The following is a 9,302-nucleotide window of genomic DNA, read 5'->3' as shown; positions in this document are numbered from 1 at the left end:
GTAGGACTATAAAAAGAGTACTGCTTCTATCCGAAGAGCAAAAAGCGCTTGCCAAAATGTTCGGATTTTGATTTGGGTGTCCCAGCGCCAAACTCAGGATTAATAGGGGTGTGTCATAGACACACCCTCATTAATGCTTTTATTCAGCTTCGCAATTACTGCGCTTGCGCCCGGATCACCACAAACGAGTAAGCCGGCATCTCGTATGTAAACTCGTTCGATATAGTCATTGTAGAGGTTACGGGTTTTGCCGTTTTATCATCCGGTTTTCCTGTAAGCAAAGCTACTGAGGCTGTAGTTTCCGGTAAATTGATATGATCTAGTTTAACAGCAGATTTTACTGATACCGGTAACAGGTTTACCATTTTGATTATGACCTCATTTGTTTTACTATCGCGTACCACCGAGGTTGCTATACGTTTGCGTACCTCCTCCCGGTCGGTAGCTACGTTCAATCTACCGGACAAATACGTATCGCCGGAGTTTAGACCATAAAGCTGTTGAACATAATAACCTACGGTTGGTTTAACTTCCGTATTATTGAAATAAATCAAATCCGGGTTCCACTGCGTAAAGCCCTCTTTTGCCAATAACGGTGCGTAAGAAGTCATAGCCACAACATCGCCGTTACGTTCTACGGTAGTCAGGTACAAAGCCTCGGCAAGGGCTGTTTCAATGTTAACCGGACGTCCGGGCAAATGGGCAGCATATTCGCCCAAATATACTTTAGATTTGTTGCGGTCATATTTGTCATAATAGTCCTGATTGTAGATAAACCATCCTGGTGGTTGATAGTAATGTTCATCGACCATAGGCACACCGAGTTTTGTGGCTATATCCCATCCTTCTACATAGTCGGTGCCTTCGGAGAAAGGCCCCACGGTACCGATAACGGTTATTTCGGGGTGTTTTTCCTTTACGGCATTGTAGATCATGGTAAAACGCTCTTCGAAGATATCGGTAATCAGGTCTTCGTTTCCTACACCGATGTATTTCAGATTGAATGGTTTCGGATGACCGGCCTCTGCACGCAGTTTACCCCATTTAGTTTTTGTATCTCCATTGGCCCATTCAATCAAATCAAGGATATCTTGCACATAATCGCCCATTTGGCACATAGGGATACCACCTTGCTGTCCGTTGCCACCACACGAAGAGTTCTGACAAGGAACACCGGCAGCTACAACCGGTACGGGTTCGGCACCGATATCTTCGCAGAACTGGAAGTATTCGAAATATCCCAGCCCGGCTGTTTGGTGATAGTTCCAAAGGTTACGCTGAGGCTTGCGAGCTTCTAATGAACCGATGGTGTTCTTCCAGTGGTAGATATTTTCCAGTCCGTTACCATGAGCAACGCATCCCCCGGGGAAACGGACAAAGCGAGGATTCATATCGGCAAGGACTTGCGCCAGGTCCGGGCGCAGGCCGTTACGACGTCCTTTGAATGTTTTTTGTGGGAACAATGAGATCATATCCAGTGCCACGGTTCCTGCAAATTCCGGAATGATTTCCAGTTTGGCATCGTGGGCAGTAGCTTTTGAAGTCAATACAATTTCTTGTTTCTTCCATTTGGCAGATGACGCGTTAATGGATGATGATGCACAGATATTGCCATTCCCATCGACCAGGCGAATGGTCAGCCTTCCACCTTTACCATCAAGCATACGACTAAACAGGGAGAAGTAGTATTTATCGCCATTCTTCAGCGGGATGCCGTTAAAGCCTTCGTTCAGTAGTGCTGCTCCCGGCTGGTTTATTTCAAGTTTGGCATAATGTTTATTGTTTGGGTGCAAAGGGGTAATTGTATCTATGGTAAAGGTTGCTTTATCACCTTTCAGTGTCCAGGCTTTGTAGTGGTCCCATGTTTGGTCACGACCTTGTTTATCTGTCAGGTCATATTCGAATCCGCGGTTCTGAATAAGCTCGGCATACAGTCCGCCGTCGGCAGCATAGTTAATATCTTCAAAGAATATCCCGATCAGCAGATCGCTTATGGTTTTGCTTTCGGAGGCATCGACAGTAAGGGTTGCTTCTACTGGTTTGAGGGAGGCAAAACGGATAGGGTCTTCTTTGGTGGTTTCGCCAAACAGACGACTTCTATGAGCTGCCACTTGTTGGGCTTTGATAAGGTTGTCTATAACATCCCAGGATACTTTATGTGCTGTTCCAGCGTAGAAACCATCCAGAACAGTGTGGCAGATACGTTGGTTCCAACGAGAGCCTTCATCATCTCCTCTGCGAACAGGAGAGAATGTTTTGAAGTCGGTGGTTGTGGCGCAGTAAACTCTCTTCTCTCCTTTCTTATCGTTCACCCAGGTTACAAAATAGTCGTTGGGAGATCTTTCTTTGTTGGGAAAGTTACTAACCTCAATGCCATGACAGTTGCCGCCGGGCATGACTGTGGGATATGACTGCCGCTTCCAGTTCACCAGATCGGCAGAAGCAGCATGGGCAATAACTCCATCTTGTTCATTCAGCGTCCATACACAATGCCAGAGTCCGTCATTGCCTTTAAACAGCACTGGGTTAATCATTCGCTTATCCCGTCCCCAGGCGCCGTAATCGGATTTCAGGAAGCTGTGTTCGGGGCCAATCGGATGCCAATCGTCTTCAGTCAGGCACTGGCTCCAGGCGAAATGCAATCCGTTGTGGTCGTTATTCTTTGAGGTTGCATAAGCAAAAAGATAAGCGGAATCGGGTTCGTTGCAGATTTCTTTAAGTCCGGCGTAAGCAGAAGTTAAGCACTGGGCCAAAATAAAGCAAGTAAGTAAGAGTGTCTTTCGTTTCATGGTATTCAAGTAGATAAAGGAATATTAGTGTACTTTGTACACACAAAGGTAATGATAATATTTAAATTATTCACCGTAGGGGCGGTTCGCGAACCGCCCGACAATGATTTTCTGTGTATTCTGTGTATTGGGCGGTTCACGAACCGCCCCTACAGTTAATGAGAAAACTTATCTGTTAAAGTCTTAAGTTCTTTTTGTGTAATCGGAATAACCGTTCCGTGACGAGGATGGAAATCCATTGATATCTGATGGTCGATAACCTTGAAGTGTTCCAGATCTGTACTTTCTGTAAACTGATAGGAACCTTTCATATATACGTCATACATAAGTATATAGGTATCTGAGTTTATCAGCTTGAATACGCTTGATCCCTCAACAGCTTCTTTGGTTTGCTGTTTGTAGTCATCGGATTCTACCCAACCACCTGAGGTTAATGAGGTGGTAGTAGCTTTCTTTATACCATTGCCATCGCCTTCGGTTTTATAGAATAGGTGATAGATTCCGTCTTTATAGATAATGTCGCCATCTATGCAGGACTTTCCATTTTGAGGGAAGAACAGAATAGCGGGCTTGCCTTCGATATCTGTAAATTCCGGATTGGCATAAGCATAGTAAATGATATCCGGACCATCGCCATGTTTCATCGACCAGTAAACCATGTATTTGCCGGCTTCATGGTCGTATACGGTCTGTGGTGCCCATACGCGCAACAGATCTTCCTGTTCTTCGTATTTCTGCTGGATATTGATTATGTTGGATGTCCAGTTAATTAAGTCGGTAGATTTCAACAGGATCATGGCACGGTTGGAACTCCATCCGTTGGCAGATACCATATCGGTGAGTACCATGTAGAAGGTTTCTCCATCCTCACAACGTAGGATGTGCGGATCGCGTACTCCACCGGTTGAACTTATCACCTCTGAATCGATAACCGGTTGATTCTGATTCAGGGCTTTGTAGTTGTATCCGTCATGGCTAATAGCATAACGAACGGCTTCTTCATCTATCCGGTTGCCGGTAAAGTAGGTGAAAAGGTAGGCCACATAAGGCTCCTTTTCACTACTTTTACCGGAGCAGCTTGTGTTCAAAATAAGCAAGGCTGCCAGAAGAGTAAGAATGAGATTTGTATTTGGGTGCATTGTTTTTGAATTAGAAGTAAGAAGTAAGAAGCTAGAAGTAAGGAGTTATGCAGCATCGTTCCACTGGCCTAACTACTAACTTCTAGCTACTAACTACTAATAAATGTCTATGGTTGCCTCCACCGGTTTCAGCCAGGGAGAGGTAAATCGCAATTTGAATTGTCCGGCTTCGCCTGTGGCTTGCAGATACGTCAGGATATGCCCGTGGAATACGCGCTGTACGTTATCCGTATAATCGGTCATATCTTCGTTGTTCCCGGCTTCCATGCCTAACAATCTGGCTGGCCCTACGATCTGGCAGGTGATTTCGTTATCGGAAAGCATTACCGGAAGCCCATCTTCATCGACAACTTGTACAAGTACCTGCGCAAGCCCTTTATCTTTACTTATTTGCTTTTCGATACGTTCGATGGTAAGCGCATAAGGGCGTTTGGAGGAGCGAATGGCATAACGGGAAACTTCCTGATTGTCTTTATCCAACCCAATGACTTCCAGTTTGCCTGGCTGATATGGGATATCCCAATAGATGATGCCGGTATTGTCATTATAGTCTTGCAACTTGCCTACTTCCTTTCCGTTTAGTTCCAGGCGGGCTTTAGCGGCATTGGTATAGCATACTACGCGAATGGATTGTCCTTCTTCATAATTCCATATCGACCATGCATCCATTGATGGGACTTTCTCTTCGTAGTTCTTTTCGTTGGCTGCATCCAACTGCGACCATACATCTTTCATCTGGCTACGGCTACCTTTTCCGGGTGTGGGGTAAGTGCCCAGATAGGCCATTGGCGTATCAGTCCAGATGGATTGACGGAAGTATCCGCGAGGTTTAATAAATCCACCGAAGTCCAGCAAACCGGAGTAGAAACCTCGGGAGGGCCATCTGCCGGATTCGCCCAGGTAGTCAATGCCCGTCCAAAGGAATTGCCCGAAGATGTGTTCGTTGTCTCTCACGGCTTTCCAGGCAGCGAGTTCGTGACGGTTTTCGCTTCCGAAGATGACACGGTTGGGGTATTTTTCATGGTCTTTGATATAGAAACTTTCTGTATAGTTGTATCCGGCAATATCGACTGCTCCGGGGTATTCGGTTTCGTTGGACATGGCCACACCGGCCAGTCCGGCAGTGGTTGGACGTGAAGTGTCGTACTTCTTCACCACAGCTACAAGGCGTTTGGCTATGGCTCCAAGACGCATGGCATCGGGAGCATCGGGGTTATAGCCGCCGTAAGAGGCTTGTGTAAATCCACCGGACTTTTCACCACCTAATACGGGATGTGAGTAGGGGTCGTTCGGATAGTCTACTTCATTGCCTATGCTCCATGCAAAAATGGAGATGTGGTTACGGTCGCGACGGACCATATCGGCCAGGTCTTTCTCGCCCCATTCTTCGAAGAAGTCATAATTGCCCTGGAAACCGGGGGTGCCCACGTTCCATCCTTCGAGCCACTTGCGCTTCGGGAATTCCCATTCATCGTAGGCTTCGTTCATAACGAGTAGTCCGAGTTCATCGCAAAGGCTGTATAAATCAGGGGCTTGCGGGTTGTGGCTGGTGCGAATGGCGTTACAGCCTACTTGTTTTAGAGTCAGCAGACGTCTTTTCCAGACATCGCGAGGTACGGCCGAGCCCAGGACACCGGCATCGTGGTGCAGGCAGACGCCTTTGACTTTCATCCACTTCCCGTTGAGGGCAAATCCTTTATTGGGGTCGAATGTCAATGAACGGATACCGGTTGTGGTCACGGTTTGGTCTATTACTTTACCATCGCGGGTTACGGTGGTCTTTAGCTGATATAAATCGGGGGTATCTATGCTCCAGAGTTTAGGATTGGACACCTTCAAATCTACAGCCATTTTATTGCTGCCATTGGCCGGTAACGCCAACTTCTTGCTGTTCCGGGCTATGACTTTTCCTTCTGGTGAAAGGAGTTCGTTGTTAATGGTCAGATTCGCTTTTTCTGCTGTACTGTTTTCCAGCTCTACTTGGACACTTATGGTGGCTTGATTTTTCGAAACGGACTTTGGATAAGCATATACGCCCCATTGGGCAATATGTACCGGGTGGGCGTATACGGCCCATACGTTGCGGTAGATGCCCGATCCGGTGTACCAGCGCGAGTCGGCCGACTGGCTATGGTCAACACGTACGGCGATCAGGTTGTCTTCTCCATATTTTATATAAGGAGTGGCGTCGTACATAAAGGAGATATATCCGTTGGGGCGTTTGCCCAGGGAGTGTCCGTTTATAAAGACTTCGCTACGGTTGTACACGCCTTCGAAATAAAGATATACCTTTTCGTCTTGTTTATCGCGGGGGATATTCAGTACTTTGCGGTACCAACCGATTCCACCCGGCAGGTAGCCCGTGGCACTGGCAAGCGTAGGGCTAAGCTGTCCGCGTACACTCCAGTCGTGGGGTAAATCGATGTTTTTCCATTTGTTGTCGTTAAATGCGGGTGCCTGAGCTTCGGATGCGTCACCCAAAAAGAATTTCCATCCATCATTGATCTTTTCCGGTTGACCGAAGGACACCTGTCCCATTGCAGGTAGAATCAATAGAGTGAACAGCGTAAACAAAAAGGTTTTTCTAAAATTCATGGTTTCAAATTTATATTGCACATCATATCATACGAAAGTGTAGAAGTAACTGCTTAATCTTTAAGTGCAAAAATAGTATATCTCCAGTCAGCATAGGGACAATTATAATTCAAAAAGGATTGATAATCGTTCATCATGCATGAAAACAGGTCGTATTCGTGGTTTCGGTTCCTGGTTCAGGTAAAAAGGGACCCATCCGGGAGGTGGATTAGCGTGTTTAATTCACTAAGAAATGACGCACTGGCTCAGCGATGCTCATCCAGTGCCTGAGCCGGGCTGAGGCACTGGATCAATCTAGCTGAGGCACTGGATGAATCTGACTCATGTACTGGATCAATCCAGCTAATGCACTGGCTAAATCAGATTGATCTACTGGATGCATGACATTGCCCTACTGCCTGAAGGAGATTCAGCCTATGCCCGGGGAACATTGAACTACTGGCTGAACCTCATTAAGACAGTGCTCCGTTTGACCCCGCAAAAAAGAACAAAAAAGTCCCGTCCGAAGCATAACTCCGAACAGGACCCTATTTACCATCCATCCGCATGGAAACCTGGGTGCAGCGGCTCGCTGTTACCAGGTTACTACGCTCATAAGAGATTTGTCTCTCAGGAGTTCGTCCACTGCTTTTCTGTATTGAATGGCTCCTTGCGCTATGTTTTTGGCAGGGTCTTCATTTCCCGTACCATAAATGATTAAAGGCGTTTGCCACACCATGCCCGAAAGGATGGCCGAAGCCTGATAAGGGCGCAGCAACTCGTCGACAGTAAAACGGTTTCTGCCTCCGCTTCTGTATGCGTCACTTTCGGAACCCGTGGTAACCACTACCATCAAAGGTTTTCCGGCTATGGAAGGAGTACGGGCCAGTTGGGTCAGCACCTCGTCTTCCCAGCGTTTCAGCATATAGGGTGCAGACATCCAGTGAAAAGGAAACTGGAAAACAAGTGCCGAAGCATCCGTCAGGACACGACTCCATTCGTCGGCATTGAACGTTTCATCTTTTTCTTCATAAAGATTGTACACCGAAACATTGTCTATCTCCTTTACAGTATCCAACAGCTCTTTGTTGGCGCTTGATTCCCGCAGATTAGGATGCGCCACAAGAATCACAACATGACCTAACTCTTTATTCATATGCTTAATATATCTTATAATGTTTGAAAATCACTTTTGACGAGAAAAACCCTCTCCACCAATAAACAATATTCAGCATCAAATTGTTTTAAAATTATGATTACGGGAAAAACTTAAATTACTACTAACATATCTCACACAACAACTATTATTTATGGAAAAGAAAAAGTTGACAGCAGCGAACGGCCGTCCGGTTGCCGACAATCAAAACATTCAGACAGTAGGTCCTCGCGGACAAGTATTATTACAAGACCCCTGGTTTCTTGAAAAGCTGGCTCACTTCGACAGAGAGGTTATTCCCGAACGTCGTATGCATGCCAAAGGCTCAGGAGCATTTGGTACATTTACCGTTACACATGACATCACCAGGTACACCCGCGCTTCTATTTTCAAAGAAGTTGGAAAGAAGACCGATTGTTTTGTACGTTTCTCGACCGTTGCCGGAGAGAGAGGAGCAGCCGATGCAGAGCGCGACATCCGTGGATTTGCCATGAAGTTCTATACCGAGGAGGGTAACTGGGATTTGGTAGGTAATAATACCCCGGTATTCTTCCTGCGCGACCCGCTGAAATTCCCCGATCTGAACCACGCCATCAAACGTGATCCTAAAACTAACATGCGTAGTGCCAACAACAACTGGGACTTCTGGACTTCACTTCCCGAAGCGCTCCATCAGGTGACTATCACCATGAGCCCGCGTGGTATTCCTTATTCTTACCGCCACATGCACGGATTCGGCAGTCATACCTATAGCTTCTATAATGACAAGAATGAACGTATCTGGGTGAAATTCCACTTTAAAACACAACAGGGCATCAAGAACCTCACCGATCAGGAAGCAGAAATGATCGTAGGTAAAGACCGTGAGTCACACCAAAGAGACTTGTTTAATGCGATTGAGAAAGGCGATTTCCCAAGATGGACCATGTATATCCAAACCATGACGGTGGAGCAGGCAGATAAGCACGAGATGAATCCTTTCGACCTGACTAAGGTATGGTCACAAAAAGAATACCCCTTGCAGGAAGTAGGTGTATTGGAACTGAACCGCAACCCTGAGAACTATTTCGCAGATGTAGAGCAAGCCGCCTTCAACCCAATCAACACCGTAGAAGGCATCGGTTTCTCTCCCGATAAGATGCTGCAAGGCCGTCTCTTCTCCTATGGCGATGCACAGCGCTACCGCCTGGGCGTGAACCACTACTCTATCCCTGTGAACCAACCCCGCTGCCCGTTCCATGCTTACCATCGCGATGGACAGATGCGTGTAGACGGAAACTACGGTGCAGCCAAAGGATACGAGCCAAACAGCTATGGTGAATGGCAGGACTCTCCCGAACTTAAAGAACCTCCATACAAAGCTAACGGCGATATCTTTAATTACAACGAACGCGAGTATGATAGCGATTACTATACTCAGCCGGGCGATCTGTGGAGATTGTTATCTGATGAAGACAAACAGATTACTTGCGAAAACACAGCCCGCGCCATGGGCGATTCGGAGTTGTTTGTTAAGCAACGCCATACTCGTAACTGCTACAAGGCAGATAAGGCTTATGGAGAAGGTGTAGCGAAAGCACTGGGCATCAGCCTGGAAGAAGCGTTGGCAGCACCGGATAGGATATAAGTATTACATTGGGCGGT

At 46.6% G+C, this 9,302-nt stretch carries 5 protein-coding genes; 1 reads left to right on the top strand and 4 read right to left on the bottom strand.

All coding sequences use genetic code 11. From position 1 onward, the window contains the following. Positions 1-155 precede the first annotated feature (155 nt). The 4 genes from D0T87_RS10905 to D0T87_RS10890 all read right to left on the bottom strand — a co-directional run bounded on the left by D0T87_RS10905 (position 156) and on the right by D0T87_RS10890 (position 7,658). Positions 156-2,534, bottom strand: coding sequence for an alpha-L-arabinofuranosidase C-terminal domain-containing protein (locus D0T87_RS10905; protein ID WP_370526840.1), 2,379 nt, complete (start codon positions 2,532-2,534; stop codon positions 156-158). A 410-nt stretch (positions 2,535-2,944) separates the two neighbouring features. Continuing rightward, positions 2,945-3,928, bottom strand: a complete 984-nt coding sequence (locus D0T87_RS10900; protein ID WP_163175153.1) for a glycoside hydrolase family 43 protein — start codon at positions 3,926-3,928, stop codon at positions 2,945-2,947. 96 nt (positions 3,929-4,024) lie between these two features. Next, positions 4,025-6,523, bottom strand: coding sequence for a sugar-binding domain-containing protein (locus D0T87_RS10895; protein WP_163175152.1), 2,499 nt, complete (start codon positions 6,521-6,523; stop codon positions 4,025-4,027). Positions 6,524-7,097: 574 nt separating this feature from the next. Further along, positions 7,098-7,658 carry an NAD(P)H-dependent oxidoreductase gene (locus tag D0T87_RS10890; protein WP_163175151.1) on the bottom strand — a complete coding sequence of 187 codons (561 nt, stop codon included), beginning with the start codon at positions 7,656-7,658 and terminating at the stop codon, positions 7,098-7,100. A gap of 154 nt (positions 7,659-7,812) precedes the next feature. Between D0T87_RS10890 and D0T87_RS10885 the strand changes: the two genes are divergently transcribed. Then, positions 7,813-9,285, top strand: a complete 1,473-nt coding sequence (locus D0T87_RS10885) for a catalase (RefSeq protein WP_163175150.1) — start codon at positions 7,813-7,815, stop codon at positions 9,283-9,285. The last annotated feature ends 17 nt before the right edge of the window (positions 9,286-9,302 follow it).

The sequence above is a fragment of the Bacteroides sp. 51 genome (assembly GCF_010500965.1).
Classification (GTDB): Bacteria; Bacteroidota; Bacteroidia; order Bacteroidales; family Bacteroidaceae; genus Bacteroides.
This window is presented reverse-complemented; position numbering and strand designations above follow the sequence as displayed.

Excerpts from the sequence above, each read along its gene's own strand:
- D0T87_RS10905 (WP_370526840.1), bottom strand. The coding sequence starts at position 2,534 with ATGATTAACCCAGTGCTGTTTAAAGGCAATGACGGACTCTGGCATTGT.
- D0T87_RS10900 (WP_163175153.1), bottom strand. The coding sequence starts at position 3,928 with ATGCACCCAAATACAAATCTCATTCTTACTCTTCTGGCAGCCTTGCTT.
- D0T87_RS10895 (WP_163175152.1), bottom strand. The coding sequence starts at position 6,523 with ATGAATTTTAGAAAAACCTTTTTGTTTACGCTGTTCACTCTATTGATT.
- D0T87_RS10890 (WP_163175151.1), bottom strand. The coding sequence starts at position 7,658 with ATGAATAAAGAGTTAGGTCATGTTGTGATTCTTGTGGCGCATCCTAAT.
- D0T87_RS10885 (WP_163175150.1), top strand. The coding sequence starts at position 7,813 with ATGGAAAAGAAAAAGTTGACAGCAGCGAACGGCCGTCCGGTTGCCGAC.